This window comes from Clostridium sp., from assembly GCF_018372875.1.
In the GTDB taxonomy this organism is placed as follows: domain Bacteria; phylum Bacillota; class Clostridia; order Clostridiales; family Clostridiaceae; genus Clostridium.
Genome location: NZ_JAHAIF010000002.1, coordinates 1 through 15,252, shown reverse-complemented (window position 1 = coordinate 15,252; position 15,252 = coordinate 1). Strand labels below are relative to the sequence as shown.

Below are 15,252 nucleotides of genomic sequence, written 5' to 3'. Positions count from 1 at the left end.
TTTAATATTTATATTATAATTAATTATGTGGAATATTGCATAGGCAGTATTCCACATATTGTTGAATGTTATAGGAAGAAGAGGTAGATAACGTGGAATTAAGCTTTGATGAATTAGTACTAGCAGTAAAGGGTGAAATTCTAGTAGATAATGAAAATAGAAATTTCAATAATGTAAATACTGACACTAGAAAAATTGAAAAAGATAATGTTTTTATAGCATTAAAAGGTGAAAACTTTAATGGTAATATCTATGTAAAGGATGCATTAGAAAAAGGTGCCTCTATAGCTATAATTGATGAAGTTGTAGGTGATTTAGAAGATATTAAAGGTTTAGGAATAATTATTAAAGTCAAAAATACATATGATGCTTTATTAGACCTTGCCCATTATTATAGAAATAAACTAGGAATAAAGGTAGTTGGAGTTACTGGATCTACAGGAAAGACTTCTACAAAAGATTTAGTTGCAGCCTTTTTAAGCAATAAGTATAAAGTATTTAAAACTAAAGGAAACTTTAATAATGAAGTTGGTTTGCCTCTTATGGTATTTCAATTAGATTCTACATATGATGTAGCTGTTCTAGAATTGGGAATGAGTGATTTAGGAGAGATACATAAGCTTGCAGAATGTTCAAGACCTAATATTGGACTTATAACAAATATTGGGTTATCACATTTAGAAAATTTGAAAACAAGAGAAAATATTTTAAAAGCAAAAATGGAAATTACTGATTTCTTTACAAAGGATAATGTTTTAATAGTTAATGGGGAAGATGAATATCTTCCAAATGTAAAAAGTGATTTCTATAAACTTATAAAAACAGGATATGATGAAAGCTTTAACTTTAAAGCAAAAGACATTGAATTAACAGATAAAGAAACATCATTTACTGTAGTAAGCCAAGAAGGCGAATATAGGTTTAATCTTCCTATGGTAGGAGCACATAACGTATTAAATGCTTTGCTTGGTATAGCTGCTTGTAGAGAACTTAATGTAAGCTATGAAGATATGATAAAGGGATTAGACAACTTAGAAGCTACTTCTATGAGATTACAATTTATAAATAAAGATAAGTTTACAATTATTAATGATTGTTATAATGCTAGTCCTGATTCAATGAAAGCTGCTTTAGATGTATTAGGAAATACAAAGGGTAAAAGAAAGATAGCTATTTTAGGAAATATGAATGAACTTGGTAATGAGTCAGAGAAGGCACATAAAGAAGTTGGGGAGTATGCTACTAATAAGGCAGACCTACTAATTTCAACAGGTGAAGAAAAAGAAAACTATAGAATAGGGTTTAAAAAAGATAGTGTTAAGCTTTATAGCACAAAAGAAGACTTAATAGAAGACTTAAGAAATGTAATAAAAGAAGGAGATGCTATAATAATTAAGGCATCTAGAGGAGTTAAGTTTGAAGAAATAGTAAAAGCCCTAGAAAATTTAGATATATAACGAAGGAGGTGAGCTGCTTATAAAGCAGCAGAAAAGATGGGGGAATTATTTAGTGGATTTTTTAATAGAACAGTATTAATAGCATTTGGGTTAGGACTAGTTTTTTCATTAATACTAGGACCTATAATAATTCCAATGCTTCATAAGCTTAAGTTTGGTCAAAATATAAGAAAAGATGGACCACAAAGCCATATGAAAAAAGCTGGAACACCTACTATTGGAGGATTAATATTTCTAATTTCTATTACGCTGGTAATGATTGTAATGAGATATAAGTTTACTAGTGAAGGTATGATAGTTTTATATGGAACTCTAGCTTTTGGACTTATAGGTTTTTTAGATGATATTTTAAAGATTATTCATAAAGATAATGAGGGGTTAAAATCAGGACAAAAGTTTATACTTCAAATAGTATTTTCTATAGCTTTAGCTTACTATGGATATAAGTTTGTAGGAACATCAATATCAATACCATTTGCAGACTTTGCTATAGATTTGAAGTGGATATACATACCTTTTGTAATTTTTTATTACGCTGCTATTACAAATGCAGTTAACTTAACTGATGGATTAGATGGTTTAGCTACTTCTGTAAGTGCGTTAGTTTTTACTTTCTTTAGTATTTTAGCCTTTAATATGGGGCATTATAGCGTAGCAGTGTTTGCTATAGCCCTAGTTGGAGCATTAATAGGATTTTTAAAATTCAATGCATATAAAGCAAGTGTGTTTATGGGTGATACAGGATCATTAGCATTAGGTGGAGCATTAGCCACAATTATGATGGTATTAAAGACTCCATTAGTAGTTTTAATAGTTGGAGGAATTTATGTTGCTGAGACACTTTCAGTAGTTATTCAGGTTACTTCATTTAAGTTGACTGGAAAGAGAGTGTTTAAGATGGCTCCATTACATCACCATTTTGAACAATGTGGATGGTCAGAAGTAAAGATAGTAACAGTATTTTCTATAATAACTTTAATATTATGCATTATAGGTTTTGTTTCACTTTAGTAATAGATAGGTGGAGGATTTATGTATGATGAAAAGTAGACCCAAAAAAAGAAAAATGGGGACTATAGATTATGGCATTTTTTACACAGTGCTTATTTTAGTAGCTATAGGAACTGTAATGATATATTCAGCAAGTTCTTATTTTGCAATGTTTAAGAACAATGATAGTACTGCCTTCTTAAAAAAACAGTTAATTGCTTGTGCTTTAGGAGCAGTAGCCTTATTTATTTTTATGGCTATTGACTATCATAAGTTAAAGAGAGTAACAGGAATATTAATGGTAGTTACTGTTCCATTACTTTTTGCTGTTTATTTATTTGAACCAACAAATGGTGCATATAGATGGATAAAGCTAGGACCATTATCCTTTCAACCCTCTGAGTTGGCCAAATATGTAGTTGTCCTCTTTTTAGCGTGGCATTTAACTAAAAAGGGTGATGGAATAAAAGACTTTTGGCATGGAGTTATTCCACCTTTATGTGTAGGGGGACTGTACGCAGGTATGGTTCTTGCACAAAAGAATCTTAGTGTAGCAGCTCTTATTATGATAGTAACTTTTGTGCTACTATTTGTAGCAGGTGGTCAGAATAAGCATATGTTTGGAGTTGTAGCTCCAACTCTTGTTGCAGCTGCCTTGGTTTTTGCTTTAGGAGAGCCATATAGAAGAGATAGAATGTTAAATTTCTTAGATCCTTGGAAAGATGCAGCAGATAAAGGATATCAGCTTATTCAGTCTTTTTATGCACTAGGAGCAGGGGGACTTACAGGATTAGGCTTAGGTCAATCAAGACAAAAGACAATATATATGCCAGAACCACATAATGATTTTATATTCGCTATAATTGGTGAAGAATTAGGTTTAATAGGGTGTTTAGTGATAATATCTCTATTTGTATTTCTAATATGGAGAGGTATTAAGGTGGCAATGGAAGCAAGAGATACTTATGGTTCATTATTAGCTATGGGAATTACAAGTATAATTGGATTCCAAGCAATAATAAATATAGCTGTTGTAACAGGTTCAATGCCTGTAACTGGAGTTCCGCTTCCTTTTATAAGTTATGGGGGAACATCATTAGCAATAACCATGACGGCAATGGGCGTGCTATTAAATATATCTAGACAACGTGTAGGTAAAGAAGATTAATAAGATACTACTGTACAAAATGTGCAGTAGTATTTTTTATCTTTAGGAAAATATATAAAATCAAGGATAATAATTTTATAAATATAAACCCCACCTTTTTTATACAATTATTTATGAAAAAATAAAGATAGATTAAATAGATAATTATAAAAAATATCTTAATTATGATATTTTTTTAATGAAATAGGTAATATAAAGTGGTATGATATAAGGAGGAAAAGTGTATATTATGTTAATTTATAAAAAGTTTGGAATAGGGATGGATCATGGTAAAAAGCAACAATATTTATATAAGAAAAAAGAGGAAAAAAAGATTAATTAAGAGATGTATATTACTCCTTATATTATTGTTAGGAATACTAACTTTTGTAGCTTACAAAACAGAATTCTTTAGTGTAGAAAAAATAGTGTATAAAGGAGATTCTTTAATAACGGGAGAGTTTATTAAAACAAATGTAGAAGAAGCTAAAGGTAGCAATATAATTATTTTTAATACAGATGAGTTAATAAAAAAGTTAATGCAAAATCCATATGTAGCTACAGTTACAATATCTAAGAAATTACCTAAAACTTTGGAAGTTAATGTGGATGAAAAGAAAGGAATATATTATCAAAAGAATGGAAATAGCTTTGATATAATTTCCGAAGATTTGCATTTATTAGAGAGAACAAATTCATTAGAGGGTAAAAATTTAATTGAAATAAAAGGTCTAAATACTAAAGATAAAGAAGTGGGTATGAAAATAGAGGAAAATACAAGGTTGGAAAAAGTATTAAATTTACTTTATAAAGCTGAAGAGAAAATGCAAAAAGATAATAAGGGGGTTAGTATTACATCATTAGATGTTAATGATATGTCAAATATGAAAATTTATTTTGGTGATATACAAGTATTATTAGGAAATGATGAAAACTTAACTAAAAAGTTAAGTGATGCTATGAATATATACATTCAGGCAAAGCCAAAAGAATATATAAAGGTTAGCCATGAAGGTTCACCAGATTATAAATAAGGAGGAGTAAGATGAAAAAGCAAACATCACAAATATTTGTTGCAGTAGTATGTGCATTATTAGGATTCTTACTTGCATATCAGTTTAAAATGCTTGCAAAAAAAGATGGTACTGATGGCAATATAAATAATACTGATATAATAAGTGAAGTTGAAAGTTTAAAGAAAGAGAAAGAAGAACTATCAGCTACAAACTCAAAACTTACTGAGGAAATAAAAAAGTTAGAAGAAAGTGCTGCTGAAAGTGGTAAGGTTGACTTAGAAGTGAAGAAAGCACTTGATAACGCAAGAATACAGCTTGGAACAGTAGATGTTAAAGGGCCAGGAATTATAGTTACTATAAAGCCTAAGACACCAATATTTAGTAATGCTACTGATACAAGTGTAGATTTAGGAAGTGCTGAACTTGTACATTTAGTAAATACTTTATGGTATGCTAGGGCAGAGGCTATATCAATTAATGATTATAGAATAACTGCTCAAACTGGTATAATGAACTCTTCTGGAACTAGTATAATATGGTTAGGAACATCAGGAAGAAAAGTAAGTCCTAAAGAAACAATTGTAATAAAAGCTATAGGAGACAAAACTAAGCTAAATGTAGCATTAGATTTCCCTGGAGCTTTAAAGTTTGGTGCTTTGGATAATTATGATGTTACTTATAAGGTTGTAGATGATATATTTATTGAAAAAACTACAGAATCATATAGAACCGATTTTATTACACCAGTAAAGGAGTAGGGAGGAAGAATTGATGATAGCAATCATAGGACTTTTATTTGGAATTATATTAGGAGTTGTTTTTGATGTAAATATACCAGAAAGATTTTCGCCATATATGTCAGTAGCTATTCTTGCCTGCTTAGATTCAGTTTTTGGTGCAGTAAGAGCAAATTTATCAAAGAACTTTCAAGCTGATATATTTATATCTGGCTTTTTTGGAAACGCAGTGTTAGCAGCAGCTTTAGCTTATTTAGGGGATAAATTGGGAATTCCTATATATATAGCAGCAGTTATTGTCTTTGGTGGAAGAATATTTGATAACTTTGCTATTATAAGAAGATTGATCATAGAAAAATATAAAAGTAGGCAATGAGGTGATTAAATGAAAAATAAGAGCGCAAAGATTGCTCTTTTCATTGGAACACTGATAGTAGGGATATTAATTGCAATTAACTTCAATTTTGATGGAATAACTTCAAGGCAATTAACAGCAAAGGAATATCAAGATGCTATTGAAGAGAGGACACAACTATATAAACAAATAAGCTTGCTTGAAAAAAGTAATAAGGAATTTAAAGAAAAAATAGAAAAGTATAATAATGATGATAAAGTTAATGGAAAAGTATTAGAAGATATGAGGAATCAGTTGGGTGATTATGGAATGTTAACAGGGCTAAATGAAGTAAAAGGTCCTGGACTTATAATTACAATTAATGATGCCATTATTAACTTTGATGAAGATACAGATTATGAAGTAATGAATAAGATACTTCATGATAGTGATATGGCTTTATTAATAAATGAGTTAAGAGGTAGTGGTGCAGAGGCTATTTCCGTAAATAACCATAGGGTCACTCCAAATACTGCTGTTGTATGTAATAGTGCTTTTATAGGATTTGATGATGGAGATAGAGAAGCAGCGCCTTTTAAAATATATGTAATAGGAAATGCTGAGTTAATGGAAGAATCCCTAAATTCAGAAGGAAGTCATTTAAGAATACTAAAGCAAATTAGAGGGTTAGACGTTACAATTGAAAAAAGTGATGAAATTATAATGCCAGCAGCTAGCAATCATGATGTAGAATATGCTGAAGAAGATATTAATAAATAATATTTTTATAATATTATGAAGGATATTTAACTTTTATGCAGAATTACTTTATAGTAAAGGATTAGTTGCTCTTATTAGGAGGGAAACGGCTATGGATATAAAGAATAATATAAAAAGTTTAAGAAGTAATATACCAAATGAAGTTACATTATTAGCGGTTTCTAAGACTAAACCTCTAAATGAACTAGAGGAAGCATATAATGCAGGAATTAGGGATTTTGGAGAAAATAAAGTCCAAGAACTCAAAGATAAGTTTGAGAACTTTCATAAAGATGTAAGATGGCATTTTATTGGGAACCTTCAAACTAATAAAGTGAAATATTTGGTGGGTAAAACTTTTCTTATTCATTCCCTTTCTAGTATTAAGTTATTAGAAGTTATAGAAAAAGAATTTGGTAAAAAGAATATTATAGCTGATACTTTAATTCAGATAAATATTGGTCGTGAAGAAAGTAAAGGTGGTTTACTTGAAGAAGACTTAGATACTTTAATAGAAGCCATTGAAAAATGTAAATTTGTTAAAGTAAAAGGGATAATGGCTGTTATACCAAAGGGAAATGAAGAAAGTAATAGGTATTATTTTAAAAAGGTAAAGGATATTTTTGATTCATTAAAAATTAAGGAATTTAAAAATATAAAAATGGAAATTTTATCTATGGGCATGACACATGATTATCATATTGCTATAGAAGAAGGATCAAATTTCATTAGAATTGGAGAGGGAATCTTCGGAAAGAGAAATTATAATTTACAGGAGGAAAAGTAAATGAGTGACATGAAAACAAAATTAAAATCTTTTTTAGGATTTGGAGAATACGATGAGTATGATGAGGAGTTTGACGATTTAGACGAATTAGAAGGTGAAGATGGATTAGAAGAAGCTATTGAACCTGTTATTCAAAATAAGAAAAACAATAAGGTTGTAAATATTCACACTTCATCATCTGCAAAAGTAACTATAACTAAGCCAGTAGCATATGAAGAAGCTACAGAAATATGTGATGCATTAAAAAATAGAAGAATAGTTCTTGTAAATACAACAGCTCTTGAAATTAGAATAGCTCAAAGATTATTAGATTTCATTAGTGGATCTTGTTATGCTTTAGGTGGAGAACTTCAACAAATTGAAAAGGGTGTATATATACTTTCACCATCAAATGTAGAAGTAACTAATGAATTAAAGAATGAATTAAGCTCAAAAGCATTATTTAGTTGGACAAAGTAGGTGAATATAATGGGAATGTTACTAAATCTAGTTTCTACTTTTTTTAGAGTATTAGAAGTAATAATAGTTGTAGAATGCCTAGGGTCATGGATAATTCAAGATAGAGGCAATGAAATAATGAGATTTTTAAATAGTATAACTTCCCCATTGTTAGAACCTTTTAGGCAAATCCAATATAAGTTCTTAGGAAACTTACCTATTGACTTATCACCAATATTTGCAATATTTGCGATTCAAATAGTTGAAAGACTATTGTATATGATATTTTAACAATGGATAAGAAGACTCTATTACAAAGTTTCAATGAAGAGGATAGGTTAGAAGTTTTAAACTTATATGAAAAATACGAGTTATCCTATGAAAAGGACATATCCTTGTTTGGTAATAACTTTTATCCGCCTAACATATGGAAGTTTTTTGAGAAGTTTACAAGCACTAATGATTTTAAAGTAACATCATCTGGTTTTTTTGAAGACGCAGAGAGAAGAATGATATCTTTCAATAATATTTATGAAATTCCATTTCCTATGAAGATATTAAAAATAGTAAATACATCTAAGTTTACCATACCTAGTCATAGAGATTATTTAGGATCAATTTTAGGTCTAGGGATAAAGAGAAATAAACTTGGAGATTTAATTATAAAAAATGGAGAATGCTATTTACCTGTATGTGAAGAAATTGCTGATTATATAATAAGTAATTTAGAAACAGTAGGCAAATCACCCTGTAAGGTTATTCTCTTAGAAGAGGATTTTATACCTTTTACACCTGAATTTAAAGAAGAGATTATTTTAATACCATCTTTAAGGCTAGATTCTATAGTATCTAAGGTAATGAAATTATCTAGAAGTAAGGCTCAAGATGTAATAGAAGCGGGTAAAGTTTTAGTTGATTATAATACCATTAGAGATAAAAGCAAAGAAGTATTAAGTGGTGAGAGAATAACTATAAGAGGAGTGGGAAAGTTTATTTTGGGAGATATAGTTGGGAATAGTAAAAGCGGTAAATATAAAGTAATTATAAAAAAATATACATAATAGAGGTGGGATTTTATGAAACTTACGCCAATGGACATTAATAATAAGGAATTTAAAAGAGGATTAAGAGGGTATAATCCAGAGGAAGTTGATGAATTTTTAGATGAAGTCGTAGAAAACTATGAAGAATTATATAAAGATAATTCTAAATTAAGAGAGAAGGTTGCTTCATTAACAGAACAAATAGAACATTACTCTAAAATAGAAAGTACTATTCAAAATACTTTAGTTTTAGCACAAAATGCTGCAGATCAAGCAAAGAGTTCAGCAGAAAAAGAAGCAGAACTAGTAGTTAAAAATGCAAATGAAACTGCACAAAGAATAGTTGATAAAGCTCATGCAGATGTTATTCAAATAAATGATGAATATGATAGAGTAAAACAAGAATTTATTAAATTTAGAGCTAAGTTTAGAAACTTTATAAATACTCAGTTAGAAACTTTTGATGATTTAGAAAAGGATGTAACTAAGAATTATAATATTTCAACTCCTGTAGAGGATGAAGCTGCAATTGATAGTGAAGTTCAATTTAATGAAGAATCATTTAAAACAATAGAAGAAGATATTCTAACTGATAACATAGACGAAATAAAGAGTTTCTTTGCTTCTAAAGAAGATTAGTATTATACATATAACACCACAACAAATGTTGTGGTGTTTTTAATGTCATAAGTTGACCGGCTAAACATAGGTATATTATAATGTTATGGAATAGAAACAGAGGAGTTTAACGAATGGAAGAAACTATTTTTAATATTAGTGCTGACTTTGAAGGAGAAAGAATTGATAAGTACTTATCACAAATTTTTGATGATAAGTCAAGATCTTTTATACAAGGGTTAATTGAAAAAGGAAATATTTTAGTTAATGACAATAATATAAAAAGTAATTATAAATTAAAGTCTTTTGATGAAGTGAAAGTTGTTATGCCAGAACCTGTACACTTAAAAGTAGAAGCGGAAAACATACCATTAGATATACTATATGAAGATAAGGATGTAATAGTTGTTAATAAACCTCAAGGAATGGTTGTACATCCTGCTCCAGGTAATTATAATGGAACTTTAGTAAATGCTTTGTTATATCATTGTAATGATTTATCTTCTATAAACGGAGTTATAAGACCTGGTATTGTTCATAGAATTGATAAGGATACCACAGGAGTTTTAGTTGTGGCTAAGAATGATGAGGCTCATAACTTTTTATCAGATCAATTAAGAGATCATTCTATGAAAAGAGAGTATTATGCCTTAGTTGAGGGCAGAATTAAAGAGGATGAAGGTACTATTGATAAGCCTTTAGCAAGAAGTAAGAAAGATAGATTAAAAATTGGAATTGTAGAAGGTGGAAGAAGAGCTGTAACTCATTATACAGTAGTAGAAAGATATAAGAATACTACATTAGTAAAATGTGTTTTAGAAACAGGAAGAACTCATCAAATTAGAGTTCATATGTCTTCTATAGGTCATCCTTTAGTTGGAGATCCATTATATGGATTTAAGAAGAGTAAATATAGACAGGATGGTCAGATGCTACATGCTAAAACGTTAGGATTTATTCATCCAAGAACGAAAGAATATATGGAATTCTCATCTGAATTACCATTATATTTTGAAAAAATGTTGGAAAAACTAAGAAGTGAAGTTGTATAGGGAGGGTAAGCTATGAACTTAAAAGCTAACTTGCTTGATGATAAAGCTATAAAAAGAAGTTTAATAAGAATATCTCATGAAATTATTGAAAGAAATAAAGGTGTCGAAGACATAGTTTTGGTAGGGATAAAAAGAAGGGGATATCCTTTAGCTCAAAGAATTGCAGCAGAAATTAATAATATTGAAGGAATAAATGTACCGGTAGGAAGTGTAGACATAACTTTCTACAGAGATGATTTAACATTAACGGGAGAGTCTCCAAAAGTAAAAAACATAGACCTAGGTGTAAATATTCATAACAAGAAAGTAGTATTAGTAGATGATGTGTTATATACATGTAGAACAGTTAGAGCCGCAATTGATGCAGTTATTGATACAGGTAGACCTAAAGGAATACAATTAGCAGTATTAATAGATAGAGGTCATAAGGAACTTCCAATAAGAGCTGACTATGTTGGTAAAAATATTCCTACGTCAAAGAATGAAAAAATTGCAGTAAGTATAAAAGAAATAGACAACGAAGATTCAGTAAAGATTTATGAAGACTAAGGAGAATAACATATGGATTTTGATTTAATTGCTACCACTACTTTTGGTATAGAGGGTATAACAGCTAAAGAATTAAGAGCTTTAGGCTATGATGATGTTAAAGTTGATACAAGTAAAGTACACTTTAAGGGAGATGAAATGGATATTGCTATTGCTAATATCCATTTAAGAACTGCTGATAGAGTTTTAATTAAAATGGCAGAGTTTGAAGCTAGAAGCTTTGAAGAATTATTCCAAGGAACAAAGAAGGTAAATTGGAGTAAATTAATACCTAAGAACGGTAAGATGCATGTTGTAGGAAAGTCAGTGAAATCAACTTTATACAGTGTTCCTGATTGTCAATCCATTGTTAAAAAAGCTATTATAACTAGCATGAGTGAAGCTTATGGTACAACAGAATTTAGGGAAGATGGGCCTGTATATAAAATAGAGGTTGCTATATTAAAAGATAAGGTAACTTTAACAATAGATACATCTGGGCAAGGGCTACATAAGAGAGGATATAGAGAAAATTCAGGAGCTGCACCTTTAAAAGAAACTTTAGCAGCAGCTATGGTACTTCAATCAAGATGGCAAGATTCTTATGAGCTTATAGATCCTTTCTGTGGTTCAGGGACAATTTTAATTGAGGCTGCTATGATTGCTCAAAATATAGCACCAGGATTAAATAGAGAATTTGTATGTGAAACATGGCCAACTATGCCTCTTTATATTTTTAATGGAGTTAGAGATGGTGCAAGAAAATCTATAAAAAATAAAGATATTAAACTTGTTGGATATGATATAGATACATGGGTTTTAAGAACAGCAGAGAATAATGCAGCTAAAGCAGGTGTAAGTCAGTGGATAGAATTCCATAAGAGAGATTTTAGAGAGTTTTCTAATAAGAGAAAATATGGATTTATAATTTCTAATCCACCATATGGTGAAAGATTAAGTGATAAGAGAGAAGTTGAAGAGCTTTATAGAAAGTTTGGAAAGTATAAGGAAGACTATAAAAATTGGGAATTTAATATTCTTACATCATATGAAGGTTTTGAAAAGCCATTTGGAAGAAAGGCAACAAAAAACAGAAAATTATTTAATGGTAAATTAAAATGTTATTACTACCAATACTTTGATAATGATTTAATTAAGAATGAAGGTAGTACTGTAATACAAGAAATGATTAGAAATAGCTAAAAAAGAACCAGAGGATTTTCTCTGGTTCTTTTATTATAGTTTTTGTATTTTTAAGCTTTCATAGTCCTTAGGGTCTACAAACATAGTTTTATTAGTATAATATATAACCATACCTGGTTTAGCTCCATTTGGTTTTTTTAAGTTTTTAACTTCTGTATAATCAACTGATACTTTAGAATCATTTTTACCTTTACTATAATATGCAGCTATAATTCCAGCTTCCTCTAAAGTAATTTCATCTACAGGATTTGCTTGTATAATTACATGTGATCCAGGGATGTTTTTAGTGTGAAGCCACATATCATTTCTATTTGCAAATTTAAGACTTAGGTAGTCATTTTGTAAGTTATTCTTACCTACATAAATATCTATGCCTTGAGATGATAAAAAGTGTAGAGGCTTGCTTTCCTTTAATTTTTTATTACCTTTAGATGTATTTTTAAATTTAATATATCCTGTTTCAATTAATTCTTTTTTAATTTGTTCAATTTCATCATAGGATTCTACATTTAATATATTGGTTAAAACAGAATTTAAATAATTTAATTCATCCTCATTTTTTTCAAGTTGTTCTAAGGCCCATTCCTCAGATTTTTTTAATTTATTATACTTTTTATAGTACTTTTGAATGTTTTCAGAAGGACTTTTATTGGGATCAAGAGATATAGTTAAATATTCTTCTTCATTATCGTTATAAAAGTTTAATAAAGAGATTTTATCATCTCCAGGCTTTATCATGTAAATATAAGAAGTAAGTAAATCACCCTTTATTTTATAGCCCTCTTTCTTTGCACCTTCTTTAATATTTCCATTTAATATTTTAGACTTTTTATTACATCTATCTATATTAGTGTGTATTAATTTTTGAAGAGAAATGGATCTATTATTTAATCTATCTTGTTTATCTTTAGTTCTAAAGAAATCATCAAGTATAAGAGATGGATTTTCATATTTTATATTTTTATAACCACTATAATAAGAATTTAAATTAGCACAATAAAAGTCCTTATATATACCATCGGAATCCGTAATAATATTAAAGGAAGGATGGTTACAAATATCATTTATTGAACTTGTTGTATACTTATATAATGATGAAAAATTACTAGGAGATATATTCTCCTTTAAGGAATTTTCATAAAGTTCTTTTGAAAGTGGTTTTGAAACTCCTGTTAAAAGATTAGAGAAAAATAAATCATTATATTCTAAGTTGTTTTCCTTAATATAATCAGTCATTTCATTAATATCTAATCTAAAAGGATTTAGTTTTGTAGACTTAGGTGGTTCAACATAAGTAGCTCCAGGATATAATACTCTATAACTATTAATATCTGGTGTTATATGCTTTATAGATTCCATTATTTTATTATCTCTATTTCTAACTAAAGTAATGTTAGAGTGTCTACCCATTATTTCAACTATAAGAGAATATTCACTATCAAATCCAAGTTCATCCCTTGATTCTACTTTAATGATTACAACTCTATCTCCATCTTTTTGGTATACATCGACAATTCTACCAGAGGTAAGATACTTTCTTAAAACCATAAGATACATTGGTGCTTTAAGAGGATTTTCCTTAGAAGTTTCAGTAAAATGAATCCTTGGAAATTTTGAAGAAGCAGATATAAGAAGCTTATAGTTCTTTCTATCTTTTCTAATAGTTAATATTACTTCATCTTTTTCTGGTTGATTAATTTTATCTATTTTACTATCTATTAATACATCTTTAAGATTATTAATTAAACTGTTTAAAAATATTCCATCTAGTGCCATATTATTCTTCCTTTCAATATAATAAACTTAGTATACCATTAAACATATGGTAAGTTAAGTGTAATGAATTTGTAATATTTTTATTCACAAAATAAGAAGGAATTATTAGTGAAAAGATAGAAGTAAATATATTAATAAAATATATTGTAATTGGTCATATTAAAGAGTATTATGTAATACGGAAATAGTGCTTTTATATATAGAAATGTATAGAATATAATACTGAATGTGATTTGAGGGAGAAGAGATGAAGATTAGTAGAAGTAGGAGAATTAGGGCAATAGGTATTTTATTCTGTTCTTTATTTTTAATGTCATGTAGTAAACCTACTGATGATGTTGAAATTGTAGAAGGGATTAAGTTAAATAAGGGAGCAATTATAGAAAATGACGGAGGAAATTATTCAAATTATAACTATATAAAGGGAAAGTATGAGAAGGTTAATAATAATGAAGTAATAGGATTATATGAGCATAATAGCGATAATTATATTGCACAAAAAGATGGTAAGTATATTGTTTTTTATAGTGGTAAAATAATTGAGCTTTCAAATATTGAAATTGGAGATGATGGATTAAAAATGTCGCCAAGTGGTGAATATCTATCATTATATAGAAATGTAGATGGAGTTACTACCTATAAGATAATTAAGTTGTCAAATGGTGAATATGTAGATTTTAATACTGATACAGGTATATCAGGGCATTATTTAGATTGGATAGATTCTAATACTTTAGTTTACTATGGAGTGAATAATGAAGGAGTTAATGGTATTTTTACATATAATCTAGAAAATGGTGAAGAAAAGTTACTTTATAAGCTTGATGGTGGTATAGTTCAGTATTTAAGTACAGACTCTGAAGGTATAGTTATATTACAGGAAACTATTAATGATGAGAAAGTCCTTCAAGTTATTAATAGTAAAACTAGTGAAGTGAAAACTATATCTAAAGATATAACTAGATTATATGATATAGTTAATGTTGATGGAGTTTATTATGCTTTAGGAGAATTTAATGATGGAATACTATCTATATATAAATTACAAGATGGTAAGCATTATAGGCTACTCTTTGATTTTCCTAGTAGTATTAAAGCAACTAGATATGGATTATCAGTAGATGAAGAGGGGAATATTTTATTCATTGGAAGTAATTCAGACCCTGAGTTAGAAGAAGTATATAGTATAAGTAAAGATGGGACAATAAGAAAAGTTTCACAATCAAAAAATGAATATACTTTTGTAAAATAGGTAAGAGAAATCTTACCTCAGGGTGTCGACAAAGTCGACACCCTTTCGTTTTTTTGATAAAATATCACAGGTGATATTTTATGATGACAAGAAGAAATATAGATAATAGATTGCA

The 15,252-nt window shown here is 28.9% G+C and carries 17 protein-coding genes; 16 read left to right on the top strand and 1 reads right to left on the bottom strand.

From position 1 onward, the window contains the following. Positions 1-92 precede the first annotated feature (92 nt). The 15 genes from murF (at position 93) to KIB46_RS00660 (ending at position 12,109) form a co-directional block, all read left to right on the top strand. Entirely contained in the window at positions 93-1,457 is a 1,365-nt protein-coding gene (gene murF, locus KIB46_RS00730) for a UDP-N-acetylmuramoyl-tripeptide--D-alanyl-D-alanine ligase (protein WP_156561191.1), read from the top strand. A gap of 36 nt (positions 1,458-1,493) precedes the next feature. Beyond that, entirely contained in the window at positions 1,494-2,468 is a 975-nt protein-coding gene (gene mraY / locus KIB46_RS00725; RefSeq protein WP_156561192.1) for a phospho-N-acetylmuramoyl-pentapeptide-transferase, read from the top strand. Positions 2,469-2,493: 25 nt separating this feature from the next. After that, the gene (gene spoVE, locus KIB46_RS00720; protein WP_291670031.1) at positions 2,494-3,615 is read left to right on the top strand and encodes a stage V sporulation protein E; all 1,122 of its coding nucleotides are present in this window, start codon (positions 2,494-2,496) and stop codon (positions 3,613-3,615) included. Positions 3,616-3,962: 347 nt separating this feature from the next. Continuing rightward, the gene (locus tag KIB46_RS00715; RefSeq protein ID WP_291670333.1) at positions 3,963-4,628 is read left to right on the top strand and encodes an FtsQ-type POTRA domain-containing protein; all 666 of its coding nucleotides are present in this window, start codon (positions 3,963-3,965) and stop codon (positions 4,626-4,628) included. An 11-nt stretch (positions 4,629-4,639) separates the two neighbouring features. Continuing rightward, positions 4,640-5,368 (top strand): DUF881 domain-containing protein, encoded by a 729-nt coding sequence (locus tag KIB46_RS00710; RefSeq protein WP_156561195.1) that lies wholly within the window; start codon positions 4,640-4,642, stop codon positions 5,366-5,368. Positions 5,369-5,381: 13 nt separating this feature from the next. Beyond that, positions 5,382-5,723, top strand: a complete 342-nt coding sequence (locus tag KIB46_RS00705) for a DUF1290 domain-containing protein (protein ID WP_027097658.1) — start codon at positions 5,382-5,384, stop codon at positions 5,721-5,723. Between the two features lie 9 nt (positions 5,724-5,732). Continuing rightward, a complete protein-coding gene (locus tag KIB46_RS00700) occupies positions 5,733-6,461 on the top strand; it encodes a DUF881 domain-containing protein (RefSeq protein ID WP_291670025.1) in 729 nt (242 codons plus the stop codon). Positions 6,462-6,552: 91 nt separating this feature from the next. Continuing rightward, entirely contained in the window at positions 6,553-7,227 is a 675-nt protein-coding gene (locus tag KIB46_RS00695; RefSeq protein WP_156561197.1) for a YggS family pyridoxal phosphate-dependent enzyme, read from the top strand. After that, the gene (gene sepF, locus KIB46_RS00690; protein ID WP_156561198.1) at positions 7,228-7,686 is read left to right on the top strand and encodes a cell division protein SepF; all 459 of its coding nucleotides are present in this window, start codon (positions 7,228-7,230) and stop codon (positions 7,684-7,686) included. It abuts the gene before it with no gap. A 9-nt stretch (positions 7,687-7,695) separates the two neighbouring features. Then, entirely contained in the window at positions 7,696-7,956 is a 261-nt protein-coding gene (locus KIB46_RS00685; protein ID WP_156561199.1) for a YggT family protein, read from the top strand. 2 nt (positions 7,957-7,958) lie between these two features. Next, on the top strand, positions 7,959-8,726 hold the full coding sequence (locus tag KIB46_RS00680) for a YlmH/Sll1252 family protein (protein ID WP_156561200.1): 768 nt from the start codon (positions 7,959-7,961) through the stop codon (positions 8,724-8,726). Positions 8,727-8,741: 15 nt separating this feature from the next. Continuing rightward, positions 8,742-9,347 (top strand): DivIVA domain-containing protein, encoded by a 606-nt coding sequence (locus tag KIB46_RS00675; RefSeq protein WP_156561201.1) that lies wholly within the window; start codon positions 8,742-8,744, stop codon positions 9,345-9,347. Between the two features lie 113 nt (positions 9,348-9,460). Beyond that, the gene (locus KIB46_RS00670) at positions 9,461-10,378 is read left to right on the top strand and encodes an RluA family pseudouridine synthase (RefSeq protein WP_156561202.1); all 918 of its coding nucleotides are present in this window, start codon (positions 9,461-9,463) and stop codon (positions 10,376-10,378) included. A gap of 12 nt (positions 10,379-10,390) precedes the next feature. Further along, positions 10,391-10,927 carry a bifunctional pyr operon transcriptional regulator/uracil phosphoribosyltransferase PyrR gene (gene pyrR, locus KIB46_RS00665; RefSeq protein WP_156561203.1) on the top strand — a complete coding sequence of 179 codons (537 nt, stop codon included), beginning with the start codon at positions 10,391-10,393 and terminating at the stop codon, positions 10,925-10,927. Positions 10,928-10,939: 12 nt separating this feature from the next. Further along, the gene (locus KIB46_RS00660; RefSeq protein ID WP_291670016.1) at positions 10,940-12,109 is read left to right on the top strand and encodes a class I SAM-dependent RNA methyltransferase; all 1,170 of its coding nucleotides are present in this window, start codon (positions 10,940-10,942) and stop codon (positions 12,107-12,109) included. A 33-nt stretch (positions 12,110-12,142) separates the two neighbouring features. Here KIB46_RS00660 and KIB46_RS00655 read toward each other — a convergent pair whose 3' ends face one another. Continuing rightward, the gene (locus KIB46_RS00655) at positions 12,143-13,885 is read right to left on the bottom strand and encodes an NFACT RNA binding domain-containing protein (protein ID WP_291670014.1); all 1,743 of its coding nucleotides are present in this window, start codon (positions 13,883-13,885) and stop codon (positions 12,143-12,145) included. Positions 13,886-14,132: 247 nt separating this feature from the next. Here KIB46_RS00655 and KIB46_RS00650 point away from each other — a divergent pair, with 247 nt between their 5' ends. Beyond that, entirely contained in the window at positions 14,133-15,137 is a 1,005-nt protein-coding gene (locus tag KIB46_RS00650) for a hypothetical protein (protein ID WP_291670012.1), read from the top strand. The last annotated feature ends 115 nt before the right edge of the window (positions 15,138-15,252 follow it).

Excerpts from the sequence above, each read along its gene's own strand:
- mraY (WP_156561192.1), top strand. The coding sequence starts at position 1,494 with ATGGGGGAATTATTTAGTGGATTTTTTAATAGAACAGTATTAATAGCA.
- spoVE (WP_291670031.1), top strand. The coding sequence starts at position 2,494 with ATGATGAAAAGTAGACCCAAAAAAAGAAAAATGGGGACTATAGATTAT.
- KIB46_RS00710 (WP_156561195.1), top strand. The coding sequence starts at position 4,640 with ATGAAAAAGCAAACATCACAAATATTTGTTGCAGTAGTATGTGCATTA.
- KIB46_RS00705 (WP_027097658.1), top strand. The coding sequence starts at position 5,382 with ATGATAGCAATCATAGGACTTTTATTTGGAATTATATTAGGAGTTGTT.
- KIB46_RS00700 (WP_291670025.1), top strand. The coding sequence starts at position 5,733 with ATGAAAAATAAGAGCGCAAAGATTGCTCTTTTCATTGGAACACTGATA.
- KIB46_RS00695 (WP_156561197.1), top strand. The coding sequence starts at position 6,553 with ATGGATATAAAGAATAATATAAAAAGTTTAAGAAGTAATATACCAAAT.
- sepF (WP_156561198.1), top strand. The coding sequence starts at position 7,228 with ATGAGTGACATGAAAACAAAATTAAAATCTTTTTTAGGATTTGGAGAA.
- KIB46_RS00685 (WP_156561199.1), top strand. The coding sequence starts at position 7,696 with ATGGGAATGTTACTAAATCTAGTTTCTACTTTTTTTAGAGTATTAGAA.
- KIB46_RS00680 (WP_156561200.1), top strand. The coding sequence starts at position 7,959 with ATGGATAAGAAGACTCTATTACAAAGTTTCAATGAAGAGGATAGGTTA.
- KIB46_RS00675 (WP_156561201.1), top strand. The coding sequence starts at position 8,742 with ATGAAACTTACGCCAATGGACATTAATAATAAGGAATTTAAAAGAGGA.
- KIB46_RS00670 (WP_156561202.1), top strand. The coding sequence starts at position 9,461 with ATGGAAGAAACTATTTTTAATATTAGTGCTGACTTTGAAGGAGAAAGA.
- pyrR (WP_156561203.1), top strand. The coding sequence starts at position 10,391 with ATGAACTTAAAAGCTAACTTGCTTGATGATAAAGCTATAAAAAGAAGT.
- KIB46_RS00660 (WP_291670016.1), top strand. The coding sequence starts at position 10,940 with ATGGATTTTGATTTAATTGCTACCACTACTTTTGGTATAGAGGGTATA.
- KIB46_RS00655 (WP_291670014.1), bottom strand. The coding sequence starts at position 13,885 with ATGGCACTAGATGGAATATTTTTAAACAGTTTAATTAATAATCTTAAA.
- KIB46_RS00650 (WP_291670012.1), top strand. The coding sequence starts at position 14,133 with ATGAAGATTAGTAGAAGTAGGAGAATTAGGGCAATAGGTATTTTATTC.